The organism is Gemella sp. 20925_1_85, assembly GCF_041433735.1.
In the GTDB taxonomy this organism is placed as follows: Bacteria; Bacillota; Bacilli; order Staphylococcales; family Gemellaceae; genus Gemella.
The window spans coordinates 59,239-79,124 of sequence record NZ_JAPWCC010000005.1; the positions used below are offsets into that span (position 1 = coordinate 59,239).

Annotated in this window: 15 protein-coding genes and 2 pseudogenes; 16 read left to right on the forward strand and 1 reads right to left on the reverse strand. The window is 27.0% G+C overall.

What is annotated here, in order from left to right:
- The first annotated feature begins 78 nt into the window (after nucleotides 1-78).
- The 4 genes and pseudogenes from O3884_RS02970 to O3884_RS02985 all read left to right on the forward strand — a co-directional run bounded on the left by O3884_RS02970 (nucleotide 79) and on the right by O3884_RS02985 (nucleotide 6,289).
- Nucleotides 79-288, forward strand: a complete 210-nt coding sequence (locus tag O3884_RS02970; RefSeq protein ID WP_371451528.1) for a type II toxin-antitoxin system RelB/DinJ family antitoxin — start codon at nucleotides 79-81, stop codon at nucleotides 286-288.
- A gap of 217 nt (nucleotides 289-505) precedes the next feature.
- Nucleotides 506-1,185: pseudogene (locus tag O3884_RS02975) on the forward strand (DUF4391 domain-containing protein).
- Nucleotide 1,186: 1 nt separating this feature from the next.
- The gene (locus O3884_RS02980; RefSeq protein ID WP_371451530.1) at nucleotides 1,187-3,232 is read left to right on the forward strand and encodes a site-specific DNA-methyltransferase; all 2,046 of its coding nucleotides are present in this window, start codon (nucleotides 1,187-1,189) and stop codon (nucleotides 3,230-3,232) included.
- Nucleotides 3,233-3,244: 12 nt separating this feature from the next.
- Nucleotides 3,245-6,289, forward strand: a complete 3,045-nt coding sequence (locus O3884_RS02985) for a type III restriction-modification system endonuclease (protein WP_371451532.1) — start codon at nucleotides 3,245-3,247, stop codon at nucleotides 6,287-6,289.
- A 124-nt stretch (nucleotides 6,290-6,413) separates the two neighbouring features.
- Here O3884_RS02985 and O3884_RS02990 read toward each other — a convergent pair.
- Nucleotides 6,414-6,704, reverse strand: a pseudogene (locus O3884_RS02990) (IS481 family transposase); the annotation flags it as partial.
- A gap of 179 nt (nucleotides 6,705-6,883) precedes the next feature.
- Between O3884_RS02990 and O3884_RS02995 the strand changes: the two are divergent.
- The 12 genes from O3884_RS02995 (at nucleotide 6,884) to O3884_RS03050 (ending at nucleotide 19,868) form a co-directional block, all read left to right on the forward strand.
- Nucleotides 6,884-7,360, forward strand: coding sequence for a hypothetical protein (locus tag O3884_RS02995; protein WP_371451534.1), 477 nt, complete (start codon nucleotides 6,884-6,886; stop codon nucleotides 7,358-7,360).
- A gap of 168 nt (nucleotides 7,361-7,528) precedes the next feature.
- Nucleotides 7,529-8,470 (forward strand): hypothetical protein, encoded by a 942-nt coding sequence (locus tag O3884_RS03000; protein WP_371451536.1) that lies wholly within the window; start codon nucleotides 7,529-7,531, stop codon nucleotides 8,468-8,470.
- A 26-nt stretch (nucleotides 8,471-8,496) separates the two neighbouring features.
- Entirely contained in the window at nucleotides 8,497-9,330 is an 834-nt protein-coding gene (locus tag O3884_RS03005; protein WP_371451538.1) for a DUF4238 domain-containing protein, read from the forward strand.
- Between the two features lie 136 nt (nucleotides 9,331-9,466).
- Complete coding sequence (locus tag O3884_RS03010; RefSeq protein ID WP_371451540.1) at nucleotides 9,467-10,525, forward strand: PD-(D/E)XK nuclease family protein; 1,059 nt, start codon at nucleotides 9,467-9,469, stop codon at nucleotides 10,523-10,525.
- Between the two features lie 72 nt (nucleotides 10,526-10,597).
- Entirely contained in the window at nucleotides 10,598-11,299 is a 702-nt protein-coding gene (locus tag O3884_RS03015; protein WP_371451542.1) for an alpha/beta hydrolase, read from the forward strand.
- A gap of 392 nt (nucleotides 11,300-11,691) precedes the next feature.
- Nucleotides 11,692-12,747, forward strand: coding sequence for a hypothetical protein (locus O3884_RS03020; protein ID WP_371451544.1), 1,056 nt, complete (start codon nucleotides 11,692-11,694; stop codon nucleotides 12,745-12,747).
- On the forward strand, nucleotides 12,719-14,326 hold the full coding sequence (locus O3884_RS03025; protein ID WP_371451546.1) for a hypothetical protein: 1,608 nt from the start codon (nucleotides 12,719-12,721) through the stop codon (nucleotides 14,324-14,326). The genes O3884_RS03020 and O3884_RS03025 overlap by 29 nt, the downstream gene beginning before the upstream one ends.
- A 117-nt stretch (nucleotides 14,327-14,443) precedes the next feature.
- Nucleotides 14,444-15,208 carry a nitroreductase family protein gene (locus tag O3884_RS03030; protein WP_371451548.1) on the forward strand — a complete coding sequence of 255 codons (765 nt, stop codon included), beginning with the start codon at nucleotides 14,444-14,446 and terminating at the stop codon, nucleotides 15,206-15,208.
- A gap of 557 nt (nucleotides 15,209-15,765) precedes the next feature.
- A complete protein-coding gene (locus O3884_RS03035; RefSeq protein ID WP_274459105.1) occupies nucleotides 15,766-15,957 on the forward strand; it encodes a hypothetical protein in 192 nt (63 codons plus the stop codon).
- Nucleotides 15,958-16,588: 631 nt separating this feature from the next.
- On the forward strand, nucleotides 16,589-19,171 hold the full coding sequence (clpB, locus tag O3884_RS03040; protein WP_371451550.1) for an ATP-dependent chaperone ClpB: 2,583 nt from the start codon (nucleotides 16,589-16,591) through the stop codon (nucleotides 19,169-19,171).
- Nucleotides 19,172-19,380: 209 nt separating this feature from the next.
- Nucleotides 19,381-19,605 carry a type II toxin-antitoxin system RelB family antitoxin gene (gene relB / locus O3884_RS03045; RefSeq protein ID WP_371451552.1) on the forward strand — a complete coding sequence of 75 codons (225 nt, stop codon included), beginning with the start codon at nucleotides 19,381-19,383 and terminating at the stop codon, nucleotides 19,603-19,605.
- Nucleotides 19,605-19,868: a type II toxin-antitoxin system RelE family toxin gene (locus tag O3884_RS03050; protein ID WP_371451554.1), complete on the forward strand. Its 264-nt coding sequence runs from the start codon at nucleotides 19,605-19,607 to the stop codon at nucleotides 19,866-19,868. Before relB ends, O3884_RS03050 begins: the two co-directional genes overlap by 1 nt.
- Nucleotides 19,869-19,886: the final 18 nt, after the last annotated feature.

Below are 19,886 nucleotides of genomic sequence, written 5' to 3' on the forward strand. Positions count from 1 at the left end.
ATTAAATTGTACCTCATTTGTATTGCTAATAGAGATACATAAGTGTATAATAAAAAGAGACGCACGGAGGTGTTGATTATGACGAGTATAAAGACAGCAATTGTAAATGTAAGGATACAAGAAAATGTTAAAGTAGAAGCGGAAGCGATACTAAAAAAATTAGATTTAACAAGGGCAACAGTGATAGATTTATTTTATAGACAAATTATAATGCATAATGGCATTCCATTCCTACTTGAAATAAAAAAAGACGCTGCTATAGATAAAAAAATGATATCTAAGAAATAAAGAAAAATTATATAGAAAAAAATTTATTGATATTATTGGGAATGAGTAGTGTAATTATTAAATATAATAATAAAATCTATAATTACTGTAAATTAACATATATATATATATATAGTTTGTATGAGCTTAGAGAAACTATAGCAATAAAAACTAAAATTTTTAGATGAATCTGTTTTGAATTAATATGTTTCCTTGTAATAAAGTAAAGAGGTGAAAAATGTTAGGATTACCTAAAAATACAGAATTTAATAGATTTATTCCTAAACAGAAGTTTTATAAAGATCTTTATACTAAGAAATCCCTTCCGAGTAAAACTAAAAATTATTTTGTAAAGCAAATTAAGTCAATAACATGGGAAAATAAAATAGATCATACAACTATGAATATAGCAAATGGTAGTTTTGTAGAGGAAATAGAAGTATTTAGAGTAGAACTCCATGATTATGAAATTGATGATTCAGTTCTATATATTATTGATGAAAATATACTATATCATATTTTATTTGTATTTGAATATAATAACAAGAAAAATACTCATTAAGTTATAAGGAAATTAATAGAGAAGCTAGAATGATTAATATACACAAAATATTTCATTCAGATTGGGTAAGAGAAGATGAAGATTTGTTAAATCTATCTGGTATTAACTTAGACAATATGTATGAAAATATATTAAGTAGTATTTCTAATAATGAATTAGATAAATTCTTAGGTGATACATTAAAAGAGAGAGTATTAAATAGTATTGAATTTGAAAAGATACAAAAGCAAGTTAATAATCTATCTAAAAAAGTAAAAAAAGAAAAACAATTTAATAGACAAGTCGAATTAAATGCTGAACTAAAAAAATTAAAGAATAAAGTAAGTAAAATATTAAAAAAAATTTTTAAGAGGTAAAATGATGGAAAAAATGAGAATGGAGTCGTTAAATTTAACTTCTCAAAATATAGAAAAAATAGAAGCTTTATTTCCTAACTGTATAACGGAATCAAGAGATGAGAATGGACAATTAAAAAAATCAGTAAATTTTAAAATGTTAAAACAAATGCTATCAGAAGATATAGTCGACGGTGAAGAAGCGTATGAATTCACATGGGTAGGGAAAAAAGAGTCGATAGTTGAAGCTAACAAACCTATAAGAAAAACTCTTCGTCCAGCCCCAGAAGAAAGTGTAGATTGGGATAATACAGAGAATTTATATATTGAGGGAGATAATCTTGAAGTATTAAAACTTCTTCAAGAAAGTTACCTAGAAAAAGTAAAAATGATATATATTGATCCACCTTATAATACAGGTAATGACTTTATCTACAATGATGATTTTAAAGTTAGTAACGAAGAATACGCTGAAAAAAGTGGAGAATATGATGAAGACGAAAATCGTATGTTTAAAAATACTGATTCAAATGGTCGTTTTCACTCAGATTGGTGTTCGATGATGTATTCGCGACTTTTAGTAGCAAAAAATTTACTAAGAGAAGATGGTGTTATATTTATTAGTATAGATGATAACGAAGTTGAGAATTTGAAGAAAATTTGTGATGAAGTTTTTGGCGAAGGGAATTTTATTGGACTATTATCTGTAGAAAATAATCCAAAAGGTAGAAAAAATTCTAAATTTATTTCTGTGAGTTCAGAATATTGTTTAATTTATTCTAAAGATAAGAATTTGGCATATTTTATAGAAAACATACCAAAAAATGCTTCAGACATGAAGTTGGATGAGGATGGAAAATATGTGCATGGAAGTGGAAAGAGAGTATTAGTTGGAGAGGATGAGTATAATAATTTAGTAACTAATACAAATTCGAACAAAAATTATTCTGTTTATTACAATAGAGAATCGAAAAAGATAAAATTGAAAAATGAACACTTTGGTGAAGAGGATTATAGATTATTATCTCAAGGATATAAAAAATATTTCTCCTACAGAGGTACTAACCTTGTTGAGAATACATATAGTAAAGAAAAATTTTTGGAATTGTATAGAGAAGGAGCGTTAGAGTTTTCAACAGAAAAAATATATGAAAAGAATTTTAGTGATAAAATTAGAATGAAAAGTCAACTGGTAAATAAAAAATATGAAGCTATAGTAGATGGAATCAAAGAAGAATATTCTTTAAACTTGACAACAACAGGTGCAGGTACAGAATTAAAAGAGTTATTTGGAACAAGTAATACAATTTTTTCTGCTTCAAAAAATATAGGATTTATTAATTTATTAATTAGTTTACTAGATGAGAAAGAATTTATTATATTGGATTTCTTTTCAGGTTCAGCAACTACTGCCCACGCAACCATGAAATTGAATGCTTTAGATGGAGGTAAGAGAAAATATATATTAGTACAATTACCAGAAAATTTATATGATTCGTTAAAAAATGCTAGTAGTTTAACTAAAAAAGTAATTGAAACTGCATTGGAGTATTTAACCAAGAAAAATAAAACACCTTACATAACAGAAATTGCTAAAGAACGAATTCGATTAGCAGGAGATAAAATTAAAAGTGAAAATCCATTATTAACTTCAGATTTAGATATTGGCTTTAGAGTATTGAAAGTTGATAGTTCGAATATGAAAGATGTGTATTATGCACCAAATGAAATTACTCAGGATTTCTTATCTTCACTTGAATCAAATATTAAGGAAGATAGAACGGATTTAGACTTATTATTTGGATGTTTATTAGAATGGGGACTATCTTTATCTTTACCATATAAATCTATTGAGATAGATGGTTGTATGGTACATAATTATAATGAAGGTGATTTAATCGCGTGTTTTGAAGAAAATATCTCAGAGAATGTAATGAAAGAGATTGCTAAATTAACTCCACTTCGAGCGGTGTTTAGAGATAGTAGTTTTGAAAATAGTGTTGAGAAGATAAATACTAGTGAGATATTTAAACTTTTATCACCGAATACAAAAATCAAAGTTATATAGAAAGGAGAAATAATGAAATTACAATTTAAACATCAAAAATTTCAAAAAGATGCTGCACGTGCAGTTGTAGATGTTTTTAGTGGTCAACCTTATTTAACTTCTATCTATATGATTGATAGCGGAGTGGGTAGACAAACTTTATTAGATGATTTTACTGGTTGGAGAAATGAACCGATAATTCCAGAGTTAACTGATTCTAAAATTCTAGAGAATATTAATATGATACAGAAGGAAAATAATATAAAAGTATCTGAAAAGTTAGAAGGACGTTACAACCTAACAGTTGAAATGGAGACTGGTGTAGGTAAGACATATACTTATATAAAAACTATGTATGAGTTAAATAAAAAATACGGTTGGAGTAAGTTTATTGTTGTAGTACCATCAGTTGCTATTCGAGAAGGGGTTCATAAGAGTTTCGAAATAACACAAGATCATTTTGCAGAAGAATATGGTAAGAAAATAAGATATTTCGTATATAATTCTAGTAGATTAACTCAAATAGAACAGTTCGCGTCTGATAATGCTATTAATGTAATGATTATTAATTCTCAAGCATTTAATTCTACTAGTAAAGATGCTAGACGTATTTATATGGAATTGGATGAATTTCGTTCGAGAAGACCTATTGATGTCATAGCAAAAACTAATCCAATAGTAATAATAGATGAACCTCAATCAGTTGAAGGTAAGAAGACAAAAGAGAGTTTAGAGCAGTTTAATGCTTTAATGACTTTACGATATTCTGCAACACACAAAAAAGATAGTATTTATAATATGGTATATAGGTTAGATGCACTAGAAGCATATAACAAAAAACTTGTTAAAAGAATATCAGTTAAAGGGATAACTGAAACTGGTAATAGTTCAACAGAGGGATATGTATATTTAGAAGGAATTAACCTTTCGAAAGCTGCACCTACAGCGACTATTCAATTTGATTATAAAACAACAAAAGGGATTAAAAAAATCACAAGAATAGTAAATGAAGGATTTAATTTATATGATAATTCAGGTGAATTAGAAGAATACAAAAATGGATTTACTATTACTAAAATAGATGGAAGAGACAATTCAATTGAATTTATAAATGGTAAAAAAATCTATGCTGGTGATGTTATAGGTAATATAAATGAAGATGTTCTTCGTAGAATTCAAATAAGAGAAACTATTCTATCACATATTGAAAGAGAAAAAGAGTTATTCAATAAGGGTATAAAAGTACTATCATTGTTCTTTATTGATGAAGTTGCAAAATATAAATGTTATGATGAAGCTGGAAGTGAATATAATGGTATCTATGCACAAATGTTTGAAGAAGAGTATAACGATATAGTGTCAAACTTGAAAATAAAATTTGGTGAAACAGAGTATCAAAACTATCTAAATGAGATTGATAAAACTTCAACGCACGCTGGTTATTTCTCAATAGACAAAAAAGGTAAGTTAGTAGATTCTGAGTTAAAAAGAAATGAGACAAGTGCAAGTGGTGAAAATGATATAGATACATATGATTTAATAATGAAAAATAAAGAATTATTATTAAATTGCGACCCTAAAAAATCACCAGTTCGGTTTATATTCTCGCACTCCGCACTTAGAGAAGGATGGGATAATCCTAACGTGTTCCAAATTTGTACATTAAAACAAAGTATGAGTGATGTAAGAAAACGACAAGAAGTTGGACGTGGTTTAAGATTATGTGTAAATGATCGTGGTGATAGAATGGATGCTAATGCGTTAGGGAATGAAGTACATAATGTTAATGTGCTAACTATAATTGCTAGTGAAAGTTATGATAGTTTTGCTAAAGGATTGCAAAGTGAATTTGCAGAAGCAGTATCAGATCGTCCTGTTAAAATCACAGAGGATTTATTTATTGGACGTGTGTTAAAAGGTATTAATGGAGAAAAGATTCAAATAGATAGTAAATTAGCTTATGATATTCAGTTTGAATTAATTTCTAATAAATATATTGATAAGAAACATAGATTAACGGACAAATACTACGAAGATAAGAAAAATGGTACAATTGAATTTGATGATGAGTTAATGCCGTATGTGAATGAAATTGTTTCTATTCTAGATTCAGTTTATGATAACAAATTATATACAATTGAAGATGCTAGACAAAATAATGTTGAACTTAAATTGGATGAGAATAAGTTAGCTATGAAAGAATTTAAAGAATTGTGGAAGAAAATTAATTCTAAATCTATTTATGTAGTTGACTTCGATACAGAAGAACTTATAGAAAAAGCTATTAATGCTTTAGACCAAAATTTAGCAGTTACTAAACTACAATTTAAAGTTGAAAGTGGAGTGATGAATAAAATTAAATCTAAAGAAGAATTATTAGCTGGAAAATCATTTGTTAAAGAAGAAGTAAATAATTACACAGATCGTTCAATCGTAGGCTCTAATGTAAAATATGATTTAATAGGAAAAATTGTAGAGGGTACGGATTTAACTAGGAAAGCAGTTGTTCGTATACTACAAGGTATAAAACCGTATGTATTTGAACAATTCAAGTTTAATCCAGAAGAATTCATACTTAAAACTATTTCGATTATTAACTCAGAGAAGGCAACTGCTGTTATTGAGCATATTACATACAATGTTATGGAAGAAAAATATGATGTGAATATTTTTACAGATGCTACAATCAAAGGTAAACTAGATGTGAATGCAATGAAAGCAAAAAAACATTTATATGACCATATTGTTTATGATTCAACAAATGAGAAAAAATTTGCTAGTGATTTAGATATAAATAATAGTGTTGCTGTTTATGTTAAGTTACCAAATAGTTTTTATATTTCAACACCCGTTGGGAAATATAATCCAGACTGGGCTATAGCTTTCCATGAAGGTTCTGTTAAACATATTTACTTTATAGCTGAAACAAAAGGAAGTATGGATTCACTAGAATTACGTACTATTGAACAATCAAAAATACATTGTGCAAAAAAACACTTTAAAGCAATAAGTAATAATGAAGTAGTATATGATGTAGTAGATAACTATGAATCACTACTTAATTTAATAACAAGGTAGATGTTATGATTTTGTACATTTGTAAATGATGTGAGAAAAAAATAAAAATAAATACTTGATATGATAGAGTTACAGAGAAGTTAACCTCTCTGTAACTCTTGCTTTTTCTCAATAGGAGATAGAGCTATCCTAAGGTCTGTATAGGAAGTTGATTAGAATGATATAGATATTTCTTCATTTGGTAAATAAGATCATCATGAGAATAAAAAGATAAGTATTTATAAAATCGTTTATTATCATTTCTATAACTTCTTTCAACTTTATCATTATGCCCTGGAGTTCGAAGTCTAATGAGTTGGTGTTTTATATCTAAATGGTTACACAATACATCGAAAGGATGTATTCGTTTAGTGTCCTAAAAGCGTGTGAATTCACAACCATTATCAGTTTGTATAATTTTTGATTTGTATCCAAATGCAGGAGTTACTCTTCTTTTTTTATATTTTATCTCATATCAATTGTAATACTATAGAAATTTGGAAAATCAACTTGTGGATAAGTTATGAAAACTGTGCATAAAAGATCAAATTTGGTATAATTATTAATGTAAAATTAAAAATATTATAAAATTGGATTTTATTCATAGGAGAAGATATGTTTGATTATTTAAAGGTTTGGATAAATACAAATGAAGAAACTGAAAATAAAATAGTAAATGATTTTTTATCAGATATTGATATAGAATTAGAAGGAAATTATTTATATAAAAATATAGTATATAAGTTCTGTAAAAATGAACAATTAAAATATTGGAATAGAGAAATTTATTATTTTATCGACAACAAAATTAAAAAATTAGAAAATAAATTAGGAAAAAATAAATTATTGAATGTGATAGTCGATAATCTAGATTTATTAATTAAATCATATGAAAAATTGCTGACTATTGAAGAAAGAATAATTTTAATGGAAAAATTTAATGGTTCTGAGGAATTGAAAGCCAATATTTTCTCACTTAATATATATAATGATTTATTGAATTCTTCTTACAGTAGTCTTTTAAAATTATTTATAGAAATTGAAGGAGTTGTTGAAGAAAAAAATCTATTTCAGAAAAATTTAACATCTTAAATTGACGTACTTACTGCAAGGGAATATGAAGAATTAACAAAATTATCTGATTCTGACATACGAAACTCTATTTCTCACGGAGATACATATTTAAATAATAACAAGATAACTTTTAGATATAAAATAGGTAGAGAATATTTAGAAAAAAATAAATTAACGTATGACTTTGTGATAGATTTAAAAGAAGTATTTGATGCTACTGCTGCGACATGCCTAAGGTTATTTATATATTTAATCGAAAATATGGTAACAGAAGAGGTTATACTACAAAATCCCAATATTTCGGAAGAAGGGAAAAACTTTATAAAAAATTTAAGTTATTCGACAATATTAATGGAGTGTAATTATTCATATTCATTTAATCCATTTGGAAATAAAGAAAAAATACAATTTAATATAGATTATACACATCCAAATTTAGACATCGATTCTCGTTGTGAATTTGGACTAAATGTAGTAAATTGCGTAGTAGAAAAGGAAAATCTAAAATATAGTGATGATTTATATGTGGGATTTAAATCAACGAAATCATTAAATTCATTTCTTAGATTAAATGTAAAACAATTATTTGAAATATTTAGTTATTCAGAGCAAAGAGAAAATGCGTTGGTAGAATTGTATCGTTCATCATCAATGTTCGAAGTTAATGAAGAGATCAGGAATGAAACTGATGATTTATTTAGAAACTATGGAAATATAGAAAATGAGAGATATAAGGTTTCAGAAATAACCGATATTAGTTTAGATGATAAAAAAAGATTTAGTTGTACAATGTATGTTGGAAAAGTTAACAAATTTCAGTTGAAAGAGATAGTTAATGAAGCTATTATTGAAGTGAAGACTATTAAAAATTATGGATTTAGTAATAATAAAGTGAAGCATGGGGAAATGGAAACTGACATTGTATATATGACTATTTATAAAGAAGAAGTAAGAAGAGGAAATAAGAGAAGTTTATTTTCAGAGAACGAAAATTTTATTTGTTATGTTCAGTATGATATAAATAAAAAATTTCAAATAAAACATGATTTAATCGATAAATATTTGACTCCAGAAAGAATAGGTTATTTACAATATAGATGGAATCCAAATTTTAATAAAAAGAAATAAATATTTAGGAGTGAATTTACTAAAATATGGTAACAAAGAAACAACATTATTATCCAAGATCTTTAATTAAGCATTTTGCCAATGAAGATGATAAATTATATACATACATTAGGATTTCAAATAGGATACAATATATAAATTATGAAAATATTTGTGCTGAGAATTATACATATGAAGGTAGTTCTGGTATAGATAATATTTTAGAAAATAGTTTAAGTGTACTAGAAGCTAAAATTGCACCAATAGTAAATAAAATTCTTACTAATATAGTTATAAAAGATGATAGAATCACGGTTGATTTAAGAGAAGATGAAATTGATTTTTTATTTAAATATATAAATATACAGTATATTAGAACAAATACGGGACGAATAAGTTTCGTTAGGAGTTTTGGTAATATAAATTATGTTAGGAGAAGATACCCCTATAAAATAGAAGAAATAAAAGAAAGTAAAAATAATGAAATACTGCATTTCAACGATAGGTTTAAACAAATAGGAGTGCTAGAGAATTTTATAAAGTTTTTAAAGAAACCTAAAAATATGAATTTTCATATTTTGGTTGGAGAAAATTATATAACAAGTGATAATCCTGTGATAATGTTAAATGAAGGAAAACAAATATTTATGCCTATTTCTAATAATATTTGTGTTACATTTCAAATAGCTGATTATAGTAATACTGATAAAATTCTTTTGCCTTATAATGCAGGATTAAATAGATATCTTAATGAATGCCAAATTGAAACTTCAAACTATTATATTATGTCGATAGAAAATTTTGATTTAGTCACAAATTGGTATATTTATAGAAGGTTTCACGTAATAGATTGGGAAAAAATATCAAAGCATTTTAAATGATTAATTTATATACCAAAGTAATACGATATGAGAAATGTTATTTTAGATGTATTATATTTAAATAAAGAACAAAAAAATATAGAATTAAATTTGACATAGTAGGTTAAATTAATTATCAAAGTAAAGGAATTGTTAAATGGGAAATTACAATGAGTTACTAACTCTTAGGAATAAAATAGAAAACACACTGAATTATCAATTATCACTAAGTAATTTGGAATTATATCACAGCAATCTATTTGCTGTTGTTCTGGAAAAATCTGAATTTATTAATCATAAGTTTTTTAGTAATGTTTTTGATATTAATAAAAAATATACTGACTTGAAAGTATATAGAGAAAAAAACTCGATAGATTTAACTATCGAGGTTATTGATGAGGATAGTAAGAATCATGTTATTTTTATAGAAAATAAAGTTAAGTCTTTACCTGATGAGAATCAATTAATTCGTTATTCTGAAAAAGATTCTAATGCTAAAGGGATACTTCTTAGTTTAGTTGAACCTGGATTTGATCTTCCTAATAGTTGGTTTAGAAGAAGTTATGGTGATTTAATTGAGTATTATAGTGATTTACTTGAAAAAGTAGATGAGACTTTTAGATTATTCTTAATAGATTATATTGATTATATGAAAAATTTGGAAAAATTTATTGAAAAGATAAGTTATGGTGAATCATACTTTTTAGAAGAGTCTAATAATAAAGTACTTGATGGTATGAGATTAAGGTCGGTTATCGAGAAGATTCACTATGCGAATCTACAGAATAAGATTTCTGATTTAGGGTATAAAACATACTCTGGTAGAATAAGGGGAGGACATCATTTTGGTATAGTTCTTCCTATCGAAGGTACTACGTCATCTTTTGATATTCAGATACAAGGAAATCAGTATAGACATAAGGTTAATTTTTCTCTTGAAGATAAAGCAAAAATAGGTGATTTAGAAAGAATATGTGATAGTATAAAAGAGAAAACTTGTCTGTATCATTTCAATCTAGAGGATAATCCAATTTTACAAAAATCATCTTCAAGGAAAAAGTGGAAGTCATATGATAGACGGGATTTTTATGATTATGCACTTATAAAAAAACATGTATCAAGTAAAGAGTTGATTAATTATATAAAAACTGATGTTAGGAAAATTGAAGCGCATCTGAAAATTGTTAAAGAGATTATTTTGGAAAATATGGCTTAAGCATATAATAAATAATTTTATTGGGTGATAATTTATGGGAACAAAAAATAATAAACATCATAGGAGAAATTAATGGAACTAAGAAACGAGAAATTTGTCATCGATAATAAAGAATGTATTGGATATATTTCTGAGAATACAAAATATTTATTAATACAACCTGTTGATGAACATGATATAGAAGTATTGGATAACGAAGTAGCAGAAATTGAAAAAAATACAGATAAACAATTCTCGCTTATTGCTTTTAAAATAGAGGATTGGAATAATGAACTTTCTCCTTGGGAAGCACCTCCAGCATTTGGAAAAAAATCTTTTGGTTCGGGTGCTAAAGATACTTTAGAATTTATTGAAAGTAGATTAATACCACCGATTAAAGAAAAATATGATTTTTCTGATGATGTTCAGGTGATATTAGGTGGTTATTCTTTGGCAGGTTTATTCAGTCTTTGGAGTGCTTATAAGTCAAAAACATTTTCAGGGATTGCTGCAGCTTCTTCTTCTGTTTGGTTTAATGGATGGGAAGAATTTATGAATAATAATACGCCATTAAGTAACACTATTTATCTAAGTTTAGGTGATACTGAAGAGAAAACGAAAAATAAAGTAATGTCTGCTGTTGGAAATAATATTAGAAAACAGGAAGAACTATTAAAAAATAATAATATAAGTACAATATTAGAATGGAATAAAGGTGGTCATTTTAGTGATTCAGACATTCGTGTAGCTAAAGCTTTTGTATGGTGTATTGAAAATATTTTATTAAATATTTAAATCAACTTTGAAATTGATAAGATAGTTTAAAATACATTCACTAAGATTTTGAAACTATCTGGATGATTATTCGGTATTTAGAATGTGGTTTGTGAGATTTATCCATAAGTAATTTTTTATTCCAATATATTAAATATATGCTTTGGAAACTTTGTAATGTATGAGGTATAAGTTGTTGTATATTTTGTAAATTTTTTGTTAAAATGGTTTTCATAAGAGTAAATTCATTTTTTGATTTGTCGTAATTTCATTAAACAGGAGTTACTCTTTTTTATATATTATTTCATGTCAATTGCAACGTTACATGTTTTATATTATTAATTAAAAATTATTATAGATTAAAATATAGAAGAGTGATATAATATCTTTAAAATTACTATTGGAGGATAGTGATGTACGAATTTAATACGACTGAACAAAACTTAGGAAAAGCTAATGATTTTGAAACAAAAGCAATGCTTTATTTAATGAGTTTTAGAGCTGATAGTAAAAATATAACTATTTTCTTTATTGATTGTTTCAATGATACAACTGGAGCTGATGATGATATATTGTCTTTGTGGGATGTTCAAGCAAAAAATGTTTCTTCATTGAGACCAAAGACAATAGGGGAATGTTTGATAACGCTTTTTCAAAATTATATATCTGAAATTGATTTTTTTGAGTATATTTTATTTATTCCAAAGTTGAAAGAAGTGTATTTAAAAAATGAAGAATTATTAGAATTTAAAGTTGACAATTTTAAAGAGAATTATAAAGAAAATATAATAATAGGACTTGAAACTGAATACATAAGAAGAAATAAAGATAGAGTATTAAAAGATAGTGATCTGAGAATCAAAATAGAAGAATTCATAGAAATTGTGATGTTTGTTGTTGGAAAAAAAGAAAAAGCAATATATATAAATAATATAATTAATTTCAAATCGCATAATAAAGGAGAACATTTTTATAATTTAATTTTTGATGAAATAAGAAACAAACAAGCAGAATTAAAAAATATTAATATTCATAAATTTACTGTTGAGAAAGCTTCTGAAGTAATAAAGTTTAATAAATATATTACAAGGAAACAGTTAGAGATGTTAATTATTAATAGAATTATAGGAATAGAATTATTTACTAGTTCTCGTATTCCTAATGATTTTTATGATGAACTTGTTAATATGAATAAAGTAGAAAGAAAAGAAATAATTCAGGAGTGTAATGCTAATATATCTAAACTTTTTTTTGACAAAAATAGTCAAAAAAAAGAATTATTCTGGTCATTATTAGAAGAAATTTTGATATGTGTTGAGGTATATCCTGATATTAGAGATGTTTTAGGGAAAGTTAAGTGTAATAATATCCCTAAATTTATAGATGACGAATTTACATTATTATACTTAATTTCTATGGTGAAGGAAGGGCTTGAAGAGAATGATAGTAAAAAAAATTGGATTTGGTAATTTTCAAGAATCATTTGTTGAAGATAGATTAAAAGAAGGTGTTAATATAATTTTTAGTGATGATAATAATAAGGGGAAAACATTGTTATTTCAAGCTTTAATGTTCTCTATAGGGAATACACCTATTTTTCCAGAAAATTTTAAAAAAGAAGACTATTATTTTTATTCAAAAATAGATTTTAATGGGGAAGAATATAAATTTTTAAGAAAGAATGATTCATTTATAGTTCGAAAAAATGATGAATTATTTTTGTTTGAAAGTGTGTCAGGGTTGAAACATTTTTTCAAAAAACAAGGATTATTAGATATTCCTATTATAGAAAAAGATGGAAGAGATAAATTGGCTGATTTAGAAATATTTTATGAATTATTTTTTATTGGTCAGGATAATAGAAATCCCTCTAATATTATTAATAAAGGATACTATAATAAGAATGATTTTATTAATATGATTATGGCATTAAAGGGTTATAAGGTCGTAAATAATAAACTTGATATGTTAGAAATAAAAAATAAGATTGACGAAATAAATGATAAAATTAAAGAAAATAAAAAATACCTAAAATTAAGAAAAGAGAATAAGAAAATATCTTCTTACCTTGATAACTTTTCTGATAGTGAAGAATTTAATGATTTTAGGTATATGTCAAGGAAGTACAATGAGCGATTAGGGGCTTATAAAAGAGAAAGAAATAGGGAAGAAAATCGAAAAGAAAAATTAAAAGAATTATTAAGAGAATTAAGATCATTAAATATAGAAATGAAAACTGGTAATATTTATTGTGTAGAATGTGGTAGCGATAAAATTAGTTTTAAAAATCATGATTTTCATTTTGAATTAAGTAATGCAGAAGTACGGAATCAAATTCTATCTTCTATTGAGTTTCAAATAGCGATTAGTGAAGATGAGATAAATGAATTGGAAATAAAAATCAATATATTACAGGGGAAACTGAAGGAGTTATTAATTAATACCCCAGTAGAGCTAAAGAGTATATTATTATATTCTGAGTATTTTGAGCAAGATATTGACTATGATAAAAAAATAATGGATCTAAAAGAAGAATTAAATATATTAAAAAAATCTAAAGAAACAATTGAGAGTGAACAAAATTCAAGTAAAGAAGGAATAAAATTAACAAAAAAAGAGTTAATAGAAAGAATGAATAGGTATTATAAAAAAATTGATTCTTCAGGAACATTGATTTTTGATAATTTATTTACTAAAAAAGATACTACATTTTCCGGAAGTGATAAACAAGTTTATTATTTTTGTAGATTACTTGCATTGAATGATTTATTAAATCACCCGTATCCTATTATTATAGACTCGTTTAGAGAAGGAGAAATATCGACGGCAAAAGAGGAGATAATGTTAGCTTACTTTAAGAAAATAAATAAGCAAGTAATTTTATCTTCAACATTGAAAGTACAAGAGTATGTAGTAGATAAATATAATAATATTGATCATATTAATTTGCTTGATTATAGTAGTCATAAAGATAGTAAAATACTTAGTTCTAATTTTTCAATACAGTTTAATAAAATATTAAAAGAATTTAATATTAATATTGAATAAGTAAAGATAGTAACAATCAATTAATTTTTTACTTAATAGTTAGCCTATTTTCTTTCATTCTATTCTTTTTCACGTTATAATTAAGTTACTATTACTAGAAAATTTCGGAGGTAACATATGAATGAAGTAATTAAAACGATGCTAGATCATCGTACGACTCGTAGTTTTGTAAAAGGGAAAGAACTACCTAAGGAACATCTTGAGCAAATCATCGCTAGTTCTAAACAAGGATCTAGCTGGATGAATGGTCAACATTATAGTATTATTGTGACAACAGGTGAAACTAAACAACAAATTGCTGATTTAATCCGTGATAAAGCACCTGGTAATGCAGCTCATATTGAAAATGCTGCTGCGTTCTTACTATATTGTTTAGATTATACTAACATCAAATTAGCGTTTGACATTGAAGGTGGAGTGTTTGATATTTCTAATCAATACGAGCCGCTACTTATTGGTACTTTAGATGTAGGTATTGCGATGCAAAATGCTGCTTTAGCTGCTGAGTCTTTAGGATATGGAATTGTTTATTGTGGTGGAGTAAGAGGTTTTGGTGATAAAATTTCTGAATTACTAAATATTCCGGAAAATGCTCTGTTCCTATGTGGCCTAAGTATCGGTGTTAAAGATGAAGAGTTATCAACGGAAAAAGTTAAACCTAGATTACCAGTCGCGGCTAATGTAGGATATAATGAATTCCCTAAATCAAATGTAGAGGTATTAAAAGAATACCGTCAAACTATGGCAGACTTCGCAGAAGCACGCGAGACAAAAACATGGACTAAGAAATTTGCTGACTTCTATGCACAACCTTCAGGAATAGAAAAAGTAACTAAAGAACTATTAGAAAAAAATGGTTTTGTAAGTGAGAAGGAAAAATAATCTTAAGTAAAATTACTTAAAAATAGATATATTAAAAATGTAGAAGAGTTAATTTAATTCTTTGAAAATAGTGTCATTTGCTGAAGGTACGGGATAAAAATAATTCGGTTTGAAAATTATGTTTAGATAAATATAAATTATCGTTGGGGATGGCTCGATAAAATTGATTTCTTTGAAATCACGATTTTGAGCCATTCTTTTCTATAAATCTAATTGACAAATCTTGATACATGTATTATATTTAAGAGAAGGATAAGAAAGGAGAGTTCAAAGTGGTAAAATAATGGTATATATTAATTAATTGTTTATTTATTCTTGCTAAGTCTAATTATAATTTTTTTAATATATATAAAGAGAGCATCACTCTTATTTTACCGTTGAGCTAATCATTTATGAAAAAAGAATATAAATTAGGTAAAAGAAAATTGGAAATAGAAATTCGTAGAAGTACAAAAAAAGAATTTTTACAAAGTGTTTTTGGAATTTCTATTGTAGGAATATTAATTTATTATTTTTTCTTTAATAAATAGTAAAAGTATAATGATGGGGGAACTAAAATGACAGAATCAAAAACTTCTGAAGCACAAAAGAAAGCGAGTAAAGCTTATTATGAGAAAAATAAAGAACGTGCTTTAATGAATAATAGAAGAACTGCGGCTAGAACATTCGTGAGACACTATGCAACAAAAGAGGATATGGAAAACTTAATAGAAATATTTAATAATGAAAATCCTAATGCAAAATTGTAGCTAATGTTTTAGTAAATCGTAAAATTATTGATAGTTTACTTTACAATAAAATATATAATCTATGCGTGATTTATTTCACGCTTTTTTATTACTAAAAAAAACACCTATGAAGTCTCATAAGTGTCTTGCAGAGCAGAAATGAATCTCTCTGAGAAAGTTACCAGTAGAGCATATATATTTATATCTCTAAGATAATATTAAGTATAATATATAGTTTAAAGTGGTGGACGAAAAAATACTAAACTTAAAAAAGTATAAATTATAACTCATAGACGCAGTGGTTTATTGATATCTAAAATCGCTTTATGAAAGCTTTTTAGATATCTAATAAACTGTGCGAGGGTGACTCGACAAAATCGATTTCTGCGAAATCACGATTTTTGAGTCACTCCTTTTTTTTCTTTTTAAATTTTTTCAAAAAAACTATTGTCAAAAAAGGTCAAACATGCTATAATTTATTTAAGGTCAAAGAAGGTCAAAAAGATAAAACTAAATAATACTCCATAAAACCTTTTAGTTTGTTAAATATTTAGTTGTATCTTTTGATGGCAGTATCTTAATTGTATTAGAGATACTGGTAAACGAATAATAATACCTCTTGATCTAATAATTTAATCAAAGGAGATTTACAATGGATATTAATAGTTTTACTAATAGTGTGAAAGAAATCTTAGCGAAATCTTCCGAATTAGCAACTGAGAAAAAAAGTCAAAGTATTACGAGTGAGATGTTCTTAAAAGCGGCTCTTACTGGTAGTAATTTATATAGTGATATATTAGGAAGAGTAAATGTTGATAAGGTGAATTTAACTCATGAGTTAGATAACGAGATTGCGAAGGTAAATAGTGTAGAAGGAGATAATATCAATTACGCTAGCTACTTAAGTAATGATTTGAATGCTTTATTAATAGAAGCTAATAAATATAAAGAGAAATATGAAGATAAATTTATTTCGTGTGAACATATTGTTCTAGCGAGTTATTTGAAAAATAGTATAGTAAAAAAATATATCGATAAGGTGACTACGTTAAAAGAATTAGTAGCGGTTATAGATAATATCAGAGGAGGTAAAAAAGTTATGAACGAAAATCCAGAAAACAACTACGAAGTTTTAGAAAAATATGGTCGTGATCTTGTAGAAGCTGCACGTAGTGGTAAAATTGATCCTGTGATAGGGCGTGATGAAGAAATAAGAAATGTAATTAGAATTTTATCAAGAAAAACAAAAAATAATCCAGTGTTGATAGGGGAACCTGGGGTAGGTAAAACTGCGATTGTTGAGGCACTGGCTCAACGTATTGTACGCGGTGATGTACCTGAAAGTCTTAAAGACAAAACTGTATTCGAACTTGACCTTACTAGTTTAGTTGCAGGAGCTAAATATCGTGGTGAGTTCGAAGAGCGACTAAAAGCTGTATTAAAAGAAGTTAAAGAAAAAGATGGAAAAATCATTCTATTCATCGATGAAATTCATATGCTTGTTGGTGCTGGTAAAACAGATGGAGCAATGGATGCTGGTAACATCTTAAAACCAATGCTTGCTCGCGGTGAACTACACTGTATCGGTGCTACTACTCTTAATGAATATCGCCAATATATCGAAAAAGACTCTGCATTAGAACGTCGTTTCCAAAAAGTTCTTGTTAATGAGCCTACTGTAGAAGATACAATTTCAATTCTACGTGGTCTTAAAGAAAGATTCGAAGTTTACCACGGTGTGAAAATCTCTGACCGTGCGATTGTAGAAGCAGCAGAATTATCTAACAGATATATTACTGATAGATTCTTACCGGACAAAGCTATCGATTTAATCGACCAAGCTTGTGCAACTATTAAAACTGAAAACTCTTCTAACCCAGCTGAATTAGATACAATCAATCGTAAAGTTATGCAACTTGAAATAGAAGAAAAAGCACTAAGTGGTGAAGATGATGATGTGTCTAAAAGACGTTTAGAAAACTTAAAAGAAGAGTTGGCTAATTTAAAAGAAGAACAAAATAAACTTCAATTACAAGTTGATAGCGAAAAAGAAAAATTATCAGCTGTTAAAAATCTTCGTGAAAAAATTGACAGAGTCAAAGTTGAATTAGAGCAAGCTCAAAATAGCTATGATTTAGAAAAAGCATCTGAGTTACAATATTCTACTTTACCAAAATTAACTCAAGAGTTAGAAGAATTAGAAGAAAAATCTAAACACGAAGAATATAAACTTCTAAAACAAGAAGTTACTGAAGATGAGATTGGATTCATCGTAAGTCAAATGACTGGTATCCCTGTAACTCGTCTAGTAGAAACTGAAAAAGAAAAATTATTACATCTAGCTGATACTATTCATGAAAAAGTAATAGGTCAAGATGAAGCTGTAGAGAGTGTAACTAACGCAATCTTACGTTCTCGTGCTGGTATCGCAGATCCTAACAGACCAATCGGTAGCTTCTTATTCTTAGGTCCTACAGGGGTAGGTAAAACTGAGCTTGCTAAAGCATTAGCTCTTAACTTGTTCGATGATGAACGTAACATCGTACGTATCGATATGAGTGAATACATGGAAAAACACTCAGTTAGCCGTTTAATCGGTGCCCCTCCAGGATACATCGGTTATGAAGAAGGTGGACAACTTACTGAAAGTGTAAGACGTAATCCTTACAGCATTATCTTAATGGACGAAATCGAAAAAGCTCACCCAGATGTGTTCAATATCTTACTTCAACTTCTTGATGAAGGTACACTTACTGATTCTAAAGGTGTAGTAGTAGATTTCAAAAACACAATAATTATCATGACTTCTAACATCGGTTCATTAGAACTATTAGAAGAAGTTAAAGATGGTGTGATTTCTGAAGAAACTCGTAAAAATGTTACTAACCAACTTTACGGATACTTCAAACCAGAAATTCTTAACCGTATGGATGATATAATTATCTTCAAACCATTAACACAAGATAATATTAAAGGAATCGCTAATAAACTTCTTAATGAACTAGTTGCGCGTATTGCTAATAGAAATATTACTTTAACATATACTGATAATATTTCTAGCTGGGTTGCGACTGCTGGATTCGATATGAAATTCGGTGCTCGTCCACTTAAACGATTCATCCAAAGTCAAATCGAAAACAAACTTTCAGTTGAATTAATCCGTCATGGTATTGAAGATGGAATGGAAATTCACCTAGACTATGTAGATGATCAATTGAAAATAGATATAAAATAATATATTTATTTACCCCCATACAGAGAATGATTTGATGAATTCGATTTATTAGAAATCGTAAGTATTAAGTCACACTTAAATAACTATAGACCTCAGGAGGAATCCTGGGGTCTTTTTTTGTATTAAATTATAAGTGATTATTGTTGATTACTGTAAGTTTTAGGTGTATAATTGTATTACAAAAGTAACACATTAAGAAGGTGGAAAGAATGACTACTTTAACATTAAGACTAAATAAAGAGGAAGAACAGATTTTTAATTCTATTTCTAGCTTATACGGCGGTAAACTATCTACTACTATTAAGCAACTTGCACTTGAGAAGATTGAGGATGAGTATGATCTTCAACTTATAAAAGATTTCGAAAGTCGTGAGGAGAAAGGTGAAGTAACTCTAATAGAGTTTGATGATTTAAAGAAAGAGTTTGATTTATAATGTACAAAATTGTTTTTGATGAAGCGATAAAAAAAGATTTAAAGAAATTAGATAAACAAACTTTAAAGATTTTATTTAATTGGATTGAAAAAAATTTGAGTAATACGGATGATCCACGCGGTAAGGGAAAAGCTCTAGTAGGCAATAAAAAAGGTTATTGGAGATACAGAATAGGGGATTATCGTTTAATAACAAGAATAGAAGATGATAGATTTATTATAATCGCTATTAATTTTAAACATCTTAGGGAAGTTTATAATTAAGTGTGATTTTGTAAAATA